Genomic DNA, 14,527 nt, shown 5'->3' with positions numbered 1-14,527 from the left:
CCAGCGGCTGGCGCGCCGCTGGCCCTTTGCCACAGCCCACCTGGCCTCGACCTTCCCGGTGCGGCTGGTTTTCGTCATCGGCCTGTTGATCACCGTCAGCCTGGTGCTGGTGTCGCCGTTCCTGCCTCATCCAGTGCTGCTGCCGCTGGCCCTGCTGCTGATTGCGCTACCCGCCATGCTTAGTCTGGCGGCGATCATGGAGCTTCGCTCCCGGCCAGCGCCGCCCCCGGATTGGTCCACCGATGATGCGGAACTGCCGATCTATTCGGTGCTGATCCCGCTGCGCGACGAAGCCCATATGGTTCCGCAACTGGCACAGGCGATGCTGGCGCTGGATTACCCGGCTGCCCGATTGGATATCAAGTTCGTGGTCGAAGCGCGCTCGGCCCATACGGTTGCTGCGGTCCACGCCGCGTTGAACCATGCCCAGTTCAGCCTGGTCTGCGTGCCCGATGCCATGCCGCGCACCAAGCCGAAAGCGCTCGATTTTGCACTGCCGCTGTGCCGGGGTGAATATGTAGTGGTGTTTGATGCCGAGGACCGCCCCGAGCCAAGCCAGCTCCGCTACGCCGCCCTGCGGTTTCGCCAGCGCCCGGCGGTTCACTGCATCCAGGCCGAACTGGTCATCGACAATGCCAGGGAGGCGCCGCTGGCGGCGCTGTTTGCCGGCGAATATGCCGGGCTGTTCGGGGTCAAGCTCCCCGCTCTGGCACGCTGGGGCCTGCCGGTTCCGCTGGGTGGCACGTCCAACCATTTTCGCACCGCGACCCTGCGCGAAATCGGCGGCTGGGATGCCTATAACGTCACCGAAGACGCCGATCTGGGCGTGCGACTGGCGCGGCTGCGGCTAAAGGTGGAAACCATCCCCGTTGCCACCTTCGAAGCGGCGCCAACCACGCTGCGCAGCTGGCTGTCCCAGCGCACACGCTGGATGAAAGGCTGGATGCAGACCTTTATCGTCCACAATCGTCATCCGTGGCGAGCGCTGGCAGAAATGGGCTGGTGGCCGTTCCTGGCCTTTGAAGTGATGGCGCTGGGCCAGATTCTGGCGCCGCTCCTGCATACCGGTTTCCTGTTGCTGAACCTGGCGCGTCTGGCGCTGAACCTGTCGCTCTTGGGGCCGCTGGAAGCAGACTGGCCGCTGCTCTATCCAGCCATGTTCCTGTTTGGCTATGCGGCGGCGGTTTTACTGACGCTGGCCGGCCTGTTCCGATTGCGGGGCCAGCGGCCAGTCCTCGTGCAATTGCTGTTGCCGATCTACTGGCTGCTGATTTCGCTGGCGACGCTGCTGGCGCTGCTCGACCTGTTGAAGCGGCCATTTTACTGGGCCAAGACCACCCACCAGCTCACGCTCAACGCCGAACCGCCGTCACCGCTCGGCCAGTCGCGCCGGCCGTTGCGGTAGCGCGAACTGGCCGAATAGGCGCCTCAGAGCGTGTTGCCCAGTGCATCCATCAGCTCGGCCGTGCCGCGCTCGCGCATCTCGCGGGTATCAAGGCCATCCAGATACACCCCCATTTCGGTGACGATCAGCTTGGTGCCGGTGCCGGCGGCACGGATATCGACCGTCGCTACCGAAACCGAGATGCGCTTGCCGTTCATCTGCATCTCGTAGGTGTAGACGATGCGCTCATTGGGCACGATGTCGTGGTAGAGCACGTCGAACACGAAGGTGCTGCCATCCGGCCCGTCGCCTTTCTGGTACTCGCGCCCGCCCTCGCGGAAGTCGAACGTATCGCCCACTGGAAACCACTTGGCCTTGGCCTCCTTGCTGGCCCAGGCATCGAACACCTTGGCAGGCGCGGCGGCATAGCTGCGCTCGATCGTAAAGGTGGAATGGACAAGCGAACGTTCAGTCATGGTGATCTCCTCAGGTTTTCAGGATGTGTTGATCCGCGCTGCCGCAACGGCAACGGGATATTTCGGAAAATCGACGCGTTCAGGGCAGTTCGCGCAGATAGAGGGCCAGGCGTTCCAGATGTCGGCGCCACTGCGCCTGTCGTTGCTCGATCCAGAGTTTGAGCGTGCCCATGTCAGTCTTCGCCCAGAAAATCAGCCAGCCGGTCCAGCCGTTTGCCCCAGGCGGTGCGGCGATCATTGATCCATTGCTCCGCCTGCTGCATCGTCGTGGTATCGAGCGTGCAGGTGCGGACGCGACCGATCTTTTCGGTTTTGACCAGCCCGCTGCCTTCGAGCACCTGCAAATGCTGCACCACTGCCGGCAACGACATCGCAAACGGTTCGGCCAACTGGCTCACCGAGGCGGGCCCGCGGGTCAACCGCTCCAGCATCGCCCGCCGGGTCGGGTCGGCCAGAGCCTGGTACATCAGATCGAGATTGGCTGGTTGGTTAAGCATGAACTTTACTAACAAGCCGCGCTGCGGGCGTCAATGGTAAAGTTCATGCTTAAGTTATTTTCGGTGGTCGCCACACACATGGTGTCACCCCGCCGCAGGCCGGGGCCTCTCCCTGAAATCTCGAGCAGGATCCCGGCCTGCGCCCGGATGGCATCGAGAATTTTGGCGGTATGTATTACGCCTTCAGCACCAGCTTGATCGCATAGCCAACCGCGCCAACTGCCAGCACGCCAGCGACCCACAGCGCCACAAACCAGCCCAGTCGCTTGTAGAGCGGCGCCTGTTCCATCAGTGATAGCCCTCTTCCGGGTCGATCTTGCCGCGAAACACCCAATAGGCGTAGCCGGTATAGGCCAGGATGATCGGTACCAGCACTACGGCGCCTACCAGAAGGAACCCGAGCGAACTGTCCGGCGCTGCCGCTTGGTTAATGGTCAGCGCGCCGGGCACGATATAGGGATAAAAGCTGATGCCGATGCCGACAAAGCTCAGCACAAACAGCCCGAGCGCCGCCAGCAGCGGCTGCAAATGCTTGTCGGTGGTCAGTCCATGCCACAGGACAAAGGCACACACCGCCAGCAACAGCGGCACGAAGGCGGAAAAGAATGCCGTCGGCCAGCCGAACCAGTGCTCAAAGTAGACGCTGTTGATGAACGGGGTCCACAGGCTCACCACCCCGATCATTGCCAGGGTGCCGACGCCGCTGGCCATTGCCAGCTGGCGCGCCTTGGCCTGTAGCCCTTTGCTGGTCTTGAGGTTGAGCCAGCAGGCGCCCAGCAGGGCATAACCCAGCACCACGGCCACGCCGGTCAACAGGGAAAACAGCGACAGCCAGTCCCACCAGCCCCCGGCATATTCGCGCCCTTCGATCTTGATGCCCTGCACCAGGGCCCCCAGCGCCACGCCCTGGGTGAAGGCCGCAACGGTCGAGCCGATCCAGAAGCCGAAATCCCACAATGGCCGCCAGCGTTCGGTGCGCCAGCGGAATTCGAAGGCGACGCCGCGAAACACCAGACCCAGCAGCATCAGGATGATCGGGATGTAGAGCGCCGGCATGATGGTGGCATAGGCCAGCGGGAACACCGCCATCAGCCCGCCGCCGCCCAGCACCAGCCAGGTTTCGTTGCCGTCCCAGACCGGGGCGACCGAATTGGTCATCACGTCGCGATCATGCTTTTCCGGAAAGAACGGAAACAGGATGCCGATGCCCAGGTCGAACCCGTCCAGCACCACATAGGCCAGCACGGCAAAGGCGATGATAGCGGCCCAGATAAACGGCAGATCAAAGACCATCATCGCCTCCCATCGGTGTGCCCTGCGCCGGGCCGGGGTGAATGCCCGCCGCCTTGACCGGGCCTTTTTCCAGCTCGCCATCATCACCGCCCGGCGTACGCAGCATCAGCCGCAGCATGTAGAAAATGCCGGCGCCGAACACCACGAAATACACCACGATGAAGGCAATAAGCGAGGCACCCACGGCAGGCGCATCCACATTGGACAGGCTCTCCGAGGTACGCATCAGGCCATAGACCGTATAGGGCTGGCGCCCGACTTCAGTGGTGTGCCAGCCGGCCAGCACCGCGACAAAGCCCGATGGCCCCATCACCAGCGCCGCCCGATGCAGCCACGTATTGTCATAGAGCTTGCCGCGCCATCGGGTCCACAGCGACCACAGCCCCAGCCCCAGCATCAAAAAGCCGATGCCCACCATCACCCGGAAGGTGATGAACGGGATCAGGGCCGGGGGCCGATCGGTCTTGGCCCATTCCTTGAGGCCCTTGATTTCGCCATCGAGCGAATGGGTCAGGATCAGCGAGCCGAGCTTGGGAATTTCGATGGCGTAGTCGGTCGTTTCGGTGGTGTCATTGGGGATGCCGAACAGGATCAGCGGCGCGCCCTTCTGGGTTTCAAAATGCCCTTCCATCGCGGCGATCTTGGCCGGCTGGTGTTCCAGCGTGTTGATGCCATGCGCATCGCCGGCCGCGATCTGCAGCGGCGTTACCAAGGCGGCCATCCACATCGCCATCGAAAACATGATGCGCGCCTGCCGGTTGGTTTTGTCCTTGAGCAGGTGCCAGGCGCCGACCGCGCCAACCGAGAATGCCGTGGTCAGGAACGCCGCCAGAACCGTATGGATAAGCCGGTAGGGAAAGGATGGATTGAAGATGATTTCCCACCAGTTGGCAGGCACGAACTGGCCGTTTTCGGCGATGGCATAACCGGCCGGCGTCTGCATCCAGCTATTGGCCGAAATGATCCAGGTCGCCGAAATCAGCGTACCGATCGCCACCATCAGCGTCGCCACGAAATGCAGGTTTTCGCCCACCCGCTTGCGCCCAAACAGCATGATGCCGAGGAACCCGGCTTCAAGGAAAAATGCGGTCAAAACCTCATAGCCCATCAGCGGGCCGATCACCGCGCCGGCCCGGTCGGAAAACACCGCCCAATTGGTGCCGAACTGGTAACTGATGACGATGCCCGACACCACGCCCATGCCGAAGGTGACGGCAAAAATCGTCTTCCAGTACTCAAAGAGCCGCAGATAGGCCGCGTCCTTCTTCCACAGATAGAGAAAGTTGAGAAATGCCAGAAAGGCCGCTGTACCGATCGAGAAGGCCGGGAAAATGAAGTGAAAGGAAATGGTGAAAGCGAACTGGATACGCGCCAGTATTTCCGCGCTCAACCCGAGAAATGTCATGCCGGCCACCTTGCATCTGCCTGACTGCCGCCTTGTGCGCCCGTCTCCCGCCCAATAAAACATGGCGTTTTGGCGCGCGTCACTTTGTCTGTGCGACATTATAGACGGCGGCGTCAGCGATGGAAGGGGGGCGTCGGCGGTGGGGCCAAATTGGTTGCCTCCCGGCGCGGATGTTCTAGACTTCAACGATTATTCGGCACTTTCAACCAAGGCATTTTCAAATGGCCCTGAACATTCTTTTTATCGGCGGCACCGGCCAGATTTCCTATCCCTGCGTCGAGCGCGCCGTGGCCCAAGGCCATGCGGTCAGCGTCTATAATCGCGGCAAGCGCGAGAGCGCGCTGCCGGCGGGGGTCAAATCCATCATCGGTGATCTCGGCGGACCGGAATATGCCGGGCTGGCCAAGGCAAAATTTGACGTGGTCTGCCAGTTTATCGCCTTCACCCCCGATCAGGTGGCGCGCGATATCGAGGTCTTTACCGGCCATTGCGGCCAATACATCTTCATCTCGTCGGCCTCGGTCTATGAAAAGCCGGCGCGCCATTATGTGATTACCGAGCAGACCCCGGCGATCAATCCCTACTGGCCCTATAGCCAGGCCAAGATCGATTGCGAAAACCTGCTGCTGGCTGCCAGGGGCCTCGACTGGACCATCGTGCGCCCCAGCCACACCGTGCGCACCGGCCTACCGATCATGATGGGCGACAGCGACGTGATGGCGCGGCGCATGCTCGATGGCGAGCCCACCATCGTTGCCGGCGATGGCCGCACGCCCTGGACGCTGACCCGTTCAGTCGATTTCGCGGTGCCCTTCATCGGCCTGTTCGGCAACAAGGCCGCGCTCAACGAGATTTTCCATATCACCAATGACAAGGCCCACATCTGGGACGATATCCAGAAGGCCATTGCCCGCCTGCTCGGCGTCGAAGCCAAGATCGTGCATGTCCCCACCGATACGCTGATCCGCTACAACCCGGAGTGGGTCGGTCCGCTGATCGGGGACAAGGCGTGGACCGCGATCTTTGACAATTCCAAGATCAAGAGCGTGGTTGGCGACTTCACCTGCGCGCAAAGCCTCGAGGAAATCCTTGCCGAGCCGATCCAGCACCTCAAGCAGCGCCTTGCAATGCAGCGCCCGCCCAGGGGCGAGTTCGACGCCTTGGTCGATCGCATCTGCCGGGAGCAGTCAGCGCTCGGCTGACGGGCAGTTATAAGGGGACTGGAGCGGGTGAAGGGAATCGAACCCTCGTCATCAGCTTGGGAAGCTGCTTCTCTACCATTGAGATACACCCGCACGCCGGTTCTAGATGCTTGAAATGGCGTGAGGCGTCAAGCGGGTGCGGTGCAGTGAAGGCAATTCGATTGCAGGTTGGGCGGCAGCGGCATGGTGAGCCGCCGCCGCCAATTCCAGTCAGCGAAAGATCGCGGCCAGCAGCTGGGCCTCCAGCGCCGCCAGTGACGCCGTGCCGCGCTGCCGTGGGCGAGGGTGATCGACAGTGATGTCGAGGGCGATATGGCCCTCGTCGAGCACGATGACCCGGTCGGCCAGCGCCACGGCCTCGGTCACATCATGGGTGACGAACAGGGCGGTAAAGCGCTGCTCGGCCCAGACGCGCTCGATCAGCGCCTGCATGGTGATACGGGTCAAAGCATCGAGGGCGCCCAGCGGTTCGTCCATCGCCAGGAATTCGGGATGGCTGACCATCGCCCGGCCCAGAGCCACGCGCTGGCGTTGGCCGCCTGAGAGGCGCGCCGGCCATTCGCCCGATTTTTCCGACAGCTGCACCTCGCCCAACGCCGCCTGCGCCAGCCCCCGGCCTTGCCGCTGCGGCACGGTTTCCCCGAGGCCGACCGCGACATTGTCGAGCACGCTGGCCCAGGGCAAAAGCCGTGGCTCCTGGAATACGATGCGGGCATTGGGCTCTGTTGCCTGCCCGGCCTCGTCGAGAAATTCGATACTGCCCCCGGTGACTTCATCGAGCCCCACCAGCAGGCGCAGCAGCGTGCTCTTGCCGCAACCGCTCTTGCCGACAATGGCAAGGAACTGCCCCTCGGGCACGTCGAGGTCGATGCCCGTGAGCACTGGCACAGTGCCAAAGCTCTTGGTCACGCCGCGCAGGCGGATGCCGACGCCTTTTGGAACCGGCGCCGGGTGCACCGGACGCGGGGTGAATTCGGGCTCGATTTCCTTGCCCCAGGCATTGATCCGGCGCTCGCGGTGAATGATCTCGCTCATCGCTTCAATCCTTTTTGTCGGTCTGGAAGGCGGGGTGCCATTGCAGGGTGCGGCTTTCGAGGAACCGCGCCACCACGTCGGCCAGCTTGCCCAGCAGCGCATAGATCACCAGAGCCAGCACGACGACGTCGGTCATCATGAATTCACGGGCGGTATTGGCCATGTAGCCGATGCCCGAGGACGAGGAGAGGGTTTCGGCCACGATCAGCGTCAGCCACATGATGCCCAGCGAAAACCGCAGGCCGACGAAAATGGAGGGCAGGGCGCCGGGAAAGATCACCTTGCGGAACAGGGTGAAGCCCTTCATGCCGTAAACCTGCCCCATCTCGATCAATTGCGGATCGACATTGCGCACCCCATGCAGGGTATTGAGATAGATCGGGAAGAACACGCCCAAGGCGGTCAGGAATAGCTTGGCTTCCTCGCCGATGCCGAACCACAGGATCACCAGCGGGATCAGCGCCAGGTTGGGAATGGTGCGCAGCATCTGCAGCGTCGTATCGGTAACGGTATAGGACAGCCGCGACAGCCCGTTGGCGAGGCCGAGCAGGAAGCCAATGCTGCCCCCGATCGCCAGCCCCGAGAGGGCGCGCAAACCGCTGACCCCGATATTGACGGCCAGTTCACCCGAACTGGCCTTGTCCCAGAAGGCGCGGGCCACATCGACTGGCGCCGGCATCAGCCGGTTGGAAATCAGCCCCGCCGATGCCGCCAATTGCCAGAAGGCAATCAGCGCCACCGGCAGCGCGTAAGGCAGCAGCGGCCGCAGCACAGCGGCGGCAGACCGCCGCTGGCCGGGTTGGCCGGAGCCCGAAGGTACAGACACGGGTTGGCCAAGATCTGCAACAAGGGTCATGGTTCAGGCTCCGTTGGGAGGGCCGCGATCAGGCGGCGGGCGGGTACCAGAAGGCCGAGGCGATATCGAGCTTCTTGGGGACGATCTTGAGCTCGAAGAACTCGTCGGCCAGCTTCTGCTGATAGGCCAGATTATCCGCCGTCAGCGTGGCGATGGAGCCGAGGTCCGCACCCCTGCGGGTCAACACGATCTTCTGGATCGGCTCCGGCACGCCGGTGATCTGCGAGATCTGTTTGACCGTGTCGTCGAGATTAGCCTGCGCTGCGGCACCGACCTTGCCCAGCTCGTCAATCAGGTCGACGATCACCTGCGGGTTGGCTTTGGCATAATCGCAATTGGCCAGATAGTAGCCCCAGCTCTCGACCAGGCCTTCGGTGGTGGCCAGCACGCGGGTCTGCTTGTCCTGCTGGGTGATGGCATTATAGGGGTCCCAGATCACCCATGCATCGATCTGCCCATTGGCAAAGGCCGGTGCCGCGTCAGGCGGTCCCAGATCGATTGCCTCGACATCGCCCAGCGAAAGGCCGACGCTGCGCAGTGCGCCGAGGGCAAAGTTATGCGCCGAGGAGCCGCGCTTGAACGCCAGCTTCTTGCCCTTGAGATCGGCCAGGGTCTTGATGGGGCTATCCTGTTTGACCAGGATCGCCGAGCCGTCCAGCGCACCCTTGGAGGCGGCGACATAGACCAGGTTGCCACCGGCGGCCTGGGCAAACAGCGGCGGGATATCGCCGGTCGAACCGAAATCCAGCGCATTGGCGCCCAAAGCTTCCAGCAGCGGCGGACCCGAGCTGAACTCGTTCCAGCTGACGGCAATGCCGCGATCGGCAAGGCGTTTTTCCAGCGCGCCATTGGCCTTGGCCAGCGCGAACACGCCGCCTTTTTGCCAGCCGATGCGCAATTCCTTGGCGGGCTCCTGCGCGCAGATCAGGCCTGGCAGGGAAAGCGCTGCCGCCGCTCCGGCAAAGAGCGGGAAGAGTTGTCTGCGAGTGAACATTGAAGTTTCCTTGAGAGTGATCAGGCCGACTGGGCCAGAAGGGGTGCGCGCACGCCGAGCTTGAAGCTCAGCTCGTCCGCAACCCGCTCGATGCGGCGCAGCAATTGCGGATGGGAGGGGCGGTAATCGGTGAAATCGGTTTCGGTGGCGTAGATGCCGGTCGACAGGATATCGGCCGAAAAGAATGCAAACAGCGGGCGCAGACCGTGATCGACCACCAGCGCATGGCGTTCGCTGCCGCCGGTGGCGGCCAGAACGATCGGCTTGTCCTTGAGCGCCTTGGGTTCGATCAGGTCGAACAGGTGCTTGAACAGGCCGGTATAGGTGCCCTTGTAAACCGGCGAGCCGACGATCAGCGCATCGGCAGCGGTGATCTCCGAGATCAGCGCGGCCAGATCGGGCGGCGCCTGGCGCGGGTCCAGCGTTGCCCCCAGCGATGGGTGCACATCGGTCAGGTCATGCAGGCTGGTATAGGCGCCGGTCCTGAGCTGTGCCGCGCCGGCAATGGCTTGGACCAATGCGCTGGTGCGGGAAGGGCGGGAGGCGTTGCCGGCAAAACCGACGATCTTGAGCTGGCTCATCAGGCGCTCCGCTGGGTGGTGTTGGCGCGGGCAACGAACCGGTTGACCGGACGTTCAAGCCCCAGGTTTTCGCGCAGTGTGGTGCCTTCATACTCGGTGCGGAACAAGCCGCGCCGCTGCAGGATCGGCACCACCTGGTCGACGAAGTCAGTCAGCCCGGTGGGCAGGATTGGCGGCATGATGTTGAAGCCGTCGGCGGCGCCATTGCTGAACCAGACCTCGATCGCATCGGCGATCTGCTCGGGCGTGCCCACCACGGTGCGGTGGCCGCGTGCCGTGGCCAGCGACAGGTAGAGCTGGCGCAGGGTCAGGCCATTGTGCGCCTGCAGGTCCGAAACCAGCTTCAGGCGCGACTTGTTGAGCTCGGTTTCCTGCGGCAGTGGCGGCGCGATATCGTCGAGCGAATAGCCCGACAGATCGACGCCAACATAATATTGCTTGATGATGCTCCAGGCGATGGCGGGATGCACCAGCGACTGGATGAACTCGTAGTTCTGCTGTGCCTCGACCTCGGTGCCGCCCAGCACCGGGAAAATGCCGGGCATGATCAGCAACTGTTCCGGGCGACGGCCGAACTTGCCAAGCCGGCCCTTGATGTCGGCATAAAACTCCTGCGCGTCCGCCAGCGTCTGGTTGGCGGTGAAGATCACTTCGGCAGTGCGGGCCGCCAGTTCGCGCCCGGCTTCGGAAGCGCCGGCCTGCACCACGACCGGGCGGCCCTGCGGCGAGCGGGCGACATTGAGCGGCCCCGCAACTTCGAAGAACTTGCCCTTGTGGTTGACCTTGTGGACCTTGTCGGGATCGAGGAACACGCCGCTTTCCTTGTCCACGATCAGCGCATCGTCCTCGTAGCTGTCCCACAGGTCCAGCACCAGATCGACCACTTCCTCGGCCCGCTCATAGCGATTGGCATGAGCCGGATGGCCGGCAATGGAGAAGTTCTTCGACACGTCAGCGCCGGTGGTGACGACGTTCCACGCCGCGCGGCCCTTCGAGATGTGATCGAGCGAAGCGAACTTGCGCGCCAACAGGTACGGGTCTTCGTAAGTGGTTGAGGCGGTGGCCACAAACCCGATCTTGCTGGTGGTCTGCGACAGCGCCGACCACAGCGTCACCGGCTCGAAATGGGCGGCATGGCCTACCCGGGCGCGCACTTCGGGCTCGCTGGCACCATCCCAGCCGCCGGGGCTGTCGGCAACGAACACCACGTCGAACAGCCCGCGCTCGGCAGTCTGCGCTACCTCGCGATAGTGGTCGATATTGTGCCCTGCATCGGCCTGGGCAAGCGGATGGCGCCAGGCGGCGATGTGATGGCCCGTGGCCATGATGAAGGCGCCCAGTTTGATCTGTCGGTGGTTCTGGCTCATTGCAACTGTCCAAGTTGACGTTCGTAAGATGCTCATAAGCCTACATTCACTACCGAATTAGTCGAGTATAAGAATTTGCGTTTTGACGGCTTCAGATGAGATCATAATTCCTTGAGAAGGATAGTTTCAGAACGCGCTGTGCGTGAAGCCATTCCAATCGGGCGCCTGACGCAAAATATTGCTTTGGCCATCGTCGTGCCATTGGGTGGAGCGGTGAGAGTTGTGCCGTCAAGCCCAGCCATTGACAAGCGAAGCCCGGAGTCGTCCCATCCTGCCGGGAGCTGAGAATGAGCAACTGGAGTGCTGCCGAAGACGCTCCATCATCAGGGGGACAACGGGGATGACGAAACGCATCATTGTACTGGCGGCTATTGCCGCCTTGAGCACGCCGGCCTTCGCGCAAAACGATGTCTGCATGGACCAGAACGGCAATGTCGACCAGAACGCCACCGCGGGCTGGCAGCAGTTTCAGGCCAATGCCAATAGTCAGGCCATGCAGCAGTTGATCGGGGTCTGGTACACCGAGGTTCCCAACCAGCTCAACCCATCTCAGGTGGCGCAGCGCTACACCACCTTCGAGCCCAGCGGCCTGTTCACCACCACGACGCGGGTCTGCTCCAATGGCCAGATGTGCTCGGATTATCCCGGCCACGGCTTCTGGGCCTCACAGATGCAGGGCAATACGCTGGTGACGATGTCGATCTTTTCCGACACCCAGGTCACCAATTACTGCAACATCTCGCAGGTCCAGTTCAACGGGCCCAACATGATGCAGGACAGCAATGGGCAGGTCTCGCAGAAGGTCCAGTAAGGCCTTACGCTGGATAGGGCTTGAAGTGCTTGGACAGCTTGAGCGCCTGCGCCTGATAGTTTGAGCCGGACGCGGCGCCATAGAGCCGGTCCGGCCGCTCGGCCAGCCGCTCATAGATCAGCCGTCCAATAGTCTGGCCATGGCCGAGCAGGAACGGCACTTCGCGGCTGCGCACTTCCAGCACCGCGCGGCTGCCGGTGCCGCCCGCTGCCGAATGGCCAAAGCCCGGATCGAAGAACCCCGCATAGTGGACCCGGAATTCCCCCACCAGCGGATCGAACGGCACCATTTCAGCCGCGTGATCGGGCGGCACATGCACGGCCTCGTCGCTGACCAGAATGTAGAACTCGTCCGGATCAAGGATCAGCTCGTTCTTGCCCCGATTGACGATTGGCTCCCAGAAGTCGAGCACATCCAGCGCGTTCTTCTTGTCCATGTCGACCACGGCGGTGTGGCGCTTGGAGCGGAAACCCACCAGCCCGTCGCGGCTCTTGCCCAATAGGTCGATGGACAGCGACACCCCATAATCCACCGGCGAATTGCCTCCGATCACCAGCGTCTGCGCGACATGCAGCGCCTGATGTTCGGCCACGCTCAGGCGGCTGTCGCCGGAGCGGAAGCGCATCTGGCTCAGCCGCGAACCGGTGCGCACCAGAACCGGAAAGGTGCGCGGGCTGATTTCCAAAAACAGCGGTCCGTCATAGCCCGGCGGCAATTGATCAAAGCCCCGCGCCCGGTCGCCGATGACGCGGGTGAACACATCGAGCCGCCCGGTCGAGCTTTTCGGATTGGCTGAGGCGCTGACCGCTTCTGGCAGGCGCAGGCTTTCCTGCAACGGCACCAGATAGACGCAGCCGCGTTCCAGCACGGCGCCATGCTTGAGATCGATTTCGTGCAGCTTGAGCGCATCGATCCGTTCGGCCACCGAATGCGACGGTCCGGGTAGGAAGCTGGAGCGCACGCGAAACGCCGTATCGCCCAGCCGCAGGTCAAGGCTGGCGGGCTGCACCTGATCGGCATCGAACGGGCGCGCCGTATTGATCGCACCGATCCGTGCCAGTTCTTCGATCAGCCGCGCCGGAAACACGCCATTGGGCCAGATCTGTTCGCCGCTCATGAGGTTTGTTCCCGGTTGTGATCTATCCGATAGCAACCCGCGCAATTGACGCCAACCGGCAATTGGCCTTAGATCACAACTCAGTGGTGATTTGGCCGGTCTGGTTGCAGCCACTTTAAACAAATTGCTAAGAGACCGTTCCAACCGGCCATGTTTCATGGGCCGGTTTTTTGTTTGAAGGCACCTGATGTCCAAGGCCCAGAACCCCCTCAGCGATCCGAAAAAGCGGGCGCCGGCGACCCAGCTCGTGCATGGCGGCAGCGAACGCAGCCAGTTCAACGAGACTTCCGAAGCGCTGTTCCTCACCTCCGGCTACACCTACCCAACCTCGGCCCATGCCGAGGCCCTGTTCAAGGGCGAAATCGGCGGTCACAATTATTCGCGCTTCGCCAATCCCACCGTTGATGTGTTCCAGAACCGCATGGCGCTGCTCGAAGGCGCCGAAGCGGGTCGCGCGTTCGCGTCCGGCATGGCGGCGGTGACCAATGCGGTGATGAGCCAAGTCAAGGCCGGCGATCATATCGTGGCCTCGATGGCGCTGTTTGGCGGCTGCCGTTACGTGGTCGAGGATTTCATGCCGCGTTGGGGCGTTGCCTCGACGCTGGTTGATGGCCGCGATCCGCAAAATTTCGAAGCCGCAATGCGCCCCAACACCAGGCTGGTGTTCATCGAAACCCCGACCAATCCGACGCTGGAACTGGTCGATATCGCCGCCGTCGCCAAAATCGCCCATGCCCATGGCGCTAGGCTGATCGTCGACAACGTCTTTGCCACCGCGCTCTACCAGAAGCCGCTCGAACTCGGCGCTGATCTGGTGACCTATTCGGCCACCAAGCATATCGACGGGCAGGGCCGGGTGTTGGGCGGTATCGTTTTGGGCAGCAAGGAACTGATCACCGGGGATGTGCATACGCTGCTGCGCCAGACCGGCGCGACGCTGAGCGCTTTCAACGCCTGGGTGTTCATCAAGGGCCTCGAAACCCTGCCGCTGCGCGTCAACCAGATGACTTCCAGCGCTGGCAAAATCGCTGACGTGCTGGGCAATCACCCCAAGATCAACAAGGTGATCTACCCGCACCATAAATCGCACCCGCAATACGATCTGGCCAAGCGCCAGATGCGTGCGGGCTCGACCCTGGTGGCCTTCGACGTCAAGGGCGGGCAGGACGCAGCATTCAAGCTGGCAGATGCCCTGGCCGTGATCCTGATTTCCAACAATCTGGGCGACGCCAAATCCATCATCACGCACCCGCGCACCACCACGCATCAGCGGCTAACCGAAGAAGTGCGGCTGCAAACCGGCGTCACGCCCGGCCTGCTGCGCATTTCGGTCGGGCTGGAAGACGCCGATGATCTGATCGCCGATCTGCTCTACGGGCTGGATCAGGTTTGACGATGTTTTGGCGCGTGTTGCCCCACCCCCTCCCTGCCTCCCCCATCAAGGGGGAGGTGCCGTTCGGTGGACGGGGCAACATGCAGCCAAAAACACCGGCCCACACCTCCCCCTCG

At 62.6% G+C, this 14,527-nt stretch carries 15 protein-coding genes, 1 tRNA gene and 1 riboswitch; of the genes, 4 read left to right on the top strand and 12 right to left on the bottom strand.

Annotated elements, in window-relative coordinates; translation table 11 throughout:
* A partial coding sequence (locus tag ABIT12_RS17855; protein ID WP_348041568.1) for a glycosyltransferase family 2 protein occupies nt 1-1,405 on the top strand: 1,405 nt, incomplete at its 5' end.
* Between the two features lie 23 nt (nt 1,406-1,428).
* On the opposite strand, the gene ABIT12_RS17850 is transcribed toward ABIT12_RS17855, so the two are convergent.
* The 5 genes from ABIT12_RS17850 to ABIT12_RS17830 form a co-directional block, all read right to left on the bottom strand.
* On the bottom strand, nt 1,429-1,860 hold the full coding sequence (locus ABIT12_RS17850) for an SRPBCC family protein (RefSeq protein WP_348041566.1): 432 nt from the start codon (nt 1,858-1,860) through the stop codon (nt 1,429-1,431).
* 173 nt (nt 1,861-2,033) lie between these two features.
* Nucleotides 2,034-2,357 (bottom strand): metalloregulator ArsR/SmtB family transcription factor, encoded by a 324-nt coding sequence (locus ABIT12_RS17845; protein ID WP_348041564.1) that lies wholly within the window; start codon nt 2,355-2,357, stop codon nt 2,034-2,036.
* Between the two features lie 175 nt (nt 2,358-2,532).
* Nucleotides 2,533-2,646, bottom strand: coding sequence for a DUF2474 family protein (locus tag ABIT12_RS17840; RefSeq protein ID WP_348041562.1), 114 nt, complete (start codon nt 2,644-2,646; stop codon nt 2,533-2,535).
* Entirely contained in the window at nt 2,646-3,650 is a 1,005-nt protein-coding gene (gene cydB / locus ABIT12_RS17835; protein ID WP_348041570.1) for a cytochrome d ubiquinol oxidase subunit II, read from the bottom strand. The genes ABIT12_RS17840 and cydB overlap by 1 nt, the downstream gene beginning before the upstream one ends.
* Nucleotides 3,640-5,055, bottom strand: coding sequence for a cytochrome ubiquinol oxidase subunit I (locus ABIT12_RS17830; RefSeq protein WP_348041560.1), 1,416 nt, complete (start codon nt 5,053-5,055; stop codon nt 3,640-3,642). Before ABIT12_RS17830 ends, cydB begins: the two co-directional genes overlap by 11 nt.
* Nucleotides 5,056-5,276: 221 nt before the next feature.
* Between ABIT12_RS17830 and ABIT12_RS17825 the strand changes: the two genes are divergently transcribed.
* Entirely contained in the window at nt 5,277-6,257 is a 981-nt protein-coding gene (locus ABIT12_RS17825; RefSeq protein WP_348041558.1) for an SDR family oxidoreductase, read from the top strand.
* Between the two features lie 19 nt (nt 6,258-6,276).
* Here the strand turns inward: ABIT12_RS17825 and ABIT12_RS17820 are convergent.
* The 6 genes from ABIT12_RS17820 to ABIT12_RS17795 all read right to left on the bottom strand — a co-directional run bounded on the left by ABIT12_RS17820 (nt 6,277) and on the right by ABIT12_RS17795 (nt 11,090).
* A tRNA-Gly gene (locus ABIT12_RS17820) sits at nt 6,277-6,350 on the bottom strand.
* 117 nt (nt 6,351-6,467) lie between these two features.
* Nucleotides 6,468-7,292, bottom strand: a complete 825-nt coding sequence (locus tag ABIT12_RS17815) for an ATP-binding cassette domain-containing protein (RefSeq protein ID WP_348041556.1) — start codon at nt 7,290-7,292, stop codon at nt 6,468-6,470.
* Between the two features lie 4 nt (nt 7,293-7,296).
* Nucleotides 7,297-8,148, bottom strand: coding sequence for an ABC transporter permease subunit (locus tag ABIT12_RS17810; protein ID WP_348041554.1), 852 nt, complete (start codon nt 8,146-8,148; stop codon nt 7,297-7,299).
* Between the two features lie 28 nt (nt 8,149-8,176).
* Entirely contained in the window at nt 8,177-9,142 is a 966-nt protein-coding gene (locus ABIT12_RS17805) for an aliphatic sulfonate ABC transporter substrate-binding protein (protein ID WP_348041552.1), read from the bottom strand.
* A 20-nt stretch (nt 9,143-9,162) separates the two neighbouring features.
* On the bottom strand, nt 9,163-9,723 hold the full coding sequence (msuE, locus tag ABIT12_RS17800; protein WP_348041550.1) for an FMN reductase: 561 nt from the start codon (nt 9,721-9,723) through the stop codon (nt 9,163-9,165).
* Nucleotides 9,723-11,090: an LLM class flavin-dependent oxidoreductase gene (locus ABIT12_RS17795; RefSeq protein WP_348041548.1), complete on the bottom strand. Its 1,368-nt coding sequence runs from the start codon at nt 11,088-11,090 to the stop codon at nt 9,723-9,725. Before ABIT12_RS17795 ends, msuE begins: the two co-directional genes overlap by 1 nt.
* 340 nt (nt 11,091-11,430) lie before the next feature.
* Between ABIT12_RS17795 and ABIT12_RS17790 the strand changes: the two genes are divergently transcribed.
* Entirely contained in the window at nt 11,431-11,901 is a 471-nt protein-coding gene (locus tag ABIT12_RS17790; RefSeq protein WP_348041543.1) for a hypothetical protein, read from the top strand.
* A 4-nt stretch (nt 11,902-11,905) separates the two neighbouring features.
* Here ABIT12_RS17790 and ABIT12_RS17785 read toward each other — a convergent pair whose 3' ends face one another.
* Entirely contained in the window at nt 11,906-13,018 is a 1,113-nt protein-coding gene (locus ABIT12_RS17785) for a 2'-deoxycytidine 5'-triphosphate deaminase (protein WP_348041541.1), read from the bottom strand.
* 73 nt (nt 13,019-13,091) lie between these two features.
* Nucleotides 13,092-13,169: riboswitch (SAM riboswitch) on the top strand.
* A 36-nt stretch (nt 13,170-13,205) separates the two neighbouring features.
* Here ABIT12_RS17785 and metZ point away from each other — a divergent pair.
* Nucleotides 13,206-14,411 (top strand): O-succinylhomoserine sulfhydrylase, encoded by a 1,206-nt coding sequence (gene metZ, locus ABIT12_RS17780; protein ID WP_348041539.1) that lies wholly within the window; start codon nt 13,206-13,208, stop codon nt 14,409-14,411.
* Nucleotides 14,412-14,527: the final 116 nt, after the last annotated feature.

The organism is Devosia sp. (assembly GCF_039927955.1).
In the GTDB taxonomy this organism is placed as follows: Bacteria; Pseudomonadota; Alphaproteobacteria; order Rhizobiales; family Devosiaceae; genus Devosia.
The sequence above is the reverse complement of the archived record's forward strand: the minus strand, read 5'-3'. Positions and strand labels throughout refer to the sequence as shown.

Coding starts and splice junctions, on each gene's coding strand:
- ABIT12_RS17850 (WP_348041566.1), bottom strand. CDS start 1,860: ATGACTGAACGTTCGCTTGTCCATTCCACCTTTACGATCGAGCGCAGC.
- ABIT12_RS17845 (WP_348041564.1), bottom strand. CDS start 2,357: ATGCTTAACCAACCAGCCAATCTCGATCTGATGTACCAGGCTCTGGCC.
- ABIT12_RS17840 (WP_348041562.1), bottom strand. CDS start 2,646: ATGGAACAGGCGCCGCTCTACAAGCGACTGGGCTGGTTTGTGGCGCTG.
- cydB (WP_348041570.1), bottom strand. CDS start 3,650: ATGGTCTTTGATCTGCCGTTTATCTGGGCCGCTATCATCGCCTTTGCC.
- ABIT12_RS17830 (WP_348041560.1), bottom strand. CDS start 5,055: ATGACATTTCTCGGGTTGAGCGCGGAAATACTGGCGCGTATCCAGTTC.
- ABIT12_RS17825 (WP_348041558.1), top strand. CDS start 5,277: ATGGCCCTGAACATTCTTTTTATCGGCGGCACCGGCCAGATTTCCTAT.
- ABIT12_RS17815 (WP_348041556.1), bottom strand. CDS start 7,292: ATGAGCGAGATCATTCACCGCGAGCGCCGGATCAATGCCTGGGGCAAG.
- ABIT12_RS17810 (WP_348041554.1), bottom strand. CDS start 8,148: ATGACCCTTGTTGCAGATCTTGGCCAACCCGTGTCTGTACCTTCGGGC.
- ABIT12_RS17805 (WP_348041552.1), bottom strand. CDS start 9,142: ATGTTCACTCGCAGACAACTCTTCCCGCTCTTTGCCGGAGCGGCGGCA.
- msuE (WP_348041550.1), bottom strand. CDS start 9,723: ATGAGCCAGCTCAAGATCGTCGGTTTTGCCGGCAACGCCTCCCGCCCT.
- ABIT12_RS17795 (WP_348041548.1), bottom strand. CDS start 11,090: ATGAGCCAGAACCACCGACAGATCAAACTGGGCGCCTTCATCATGGCC.
- ABIT12_RS17790 (WP_348041543.1), top strand. CDS start 11,431: ATGACGAAACGCATCATTGTACTGGCGGCTATTGCCGCCTTGAGCACG.
- ABIT12_RS17785 (WP_348041541.1), bottom strand. CDS start 13,018: ATGAGCGGCGAACAGATCTGGCCCAATGGCGTGTTTCCGGCGCGGCTG.
- metZ (WP_348041539.1), top strand. CDS start 13,206: ATGTCCAAGGCCCAGAACCCCCTCAGCGATCCGAAAAAGCGGGCGCCG.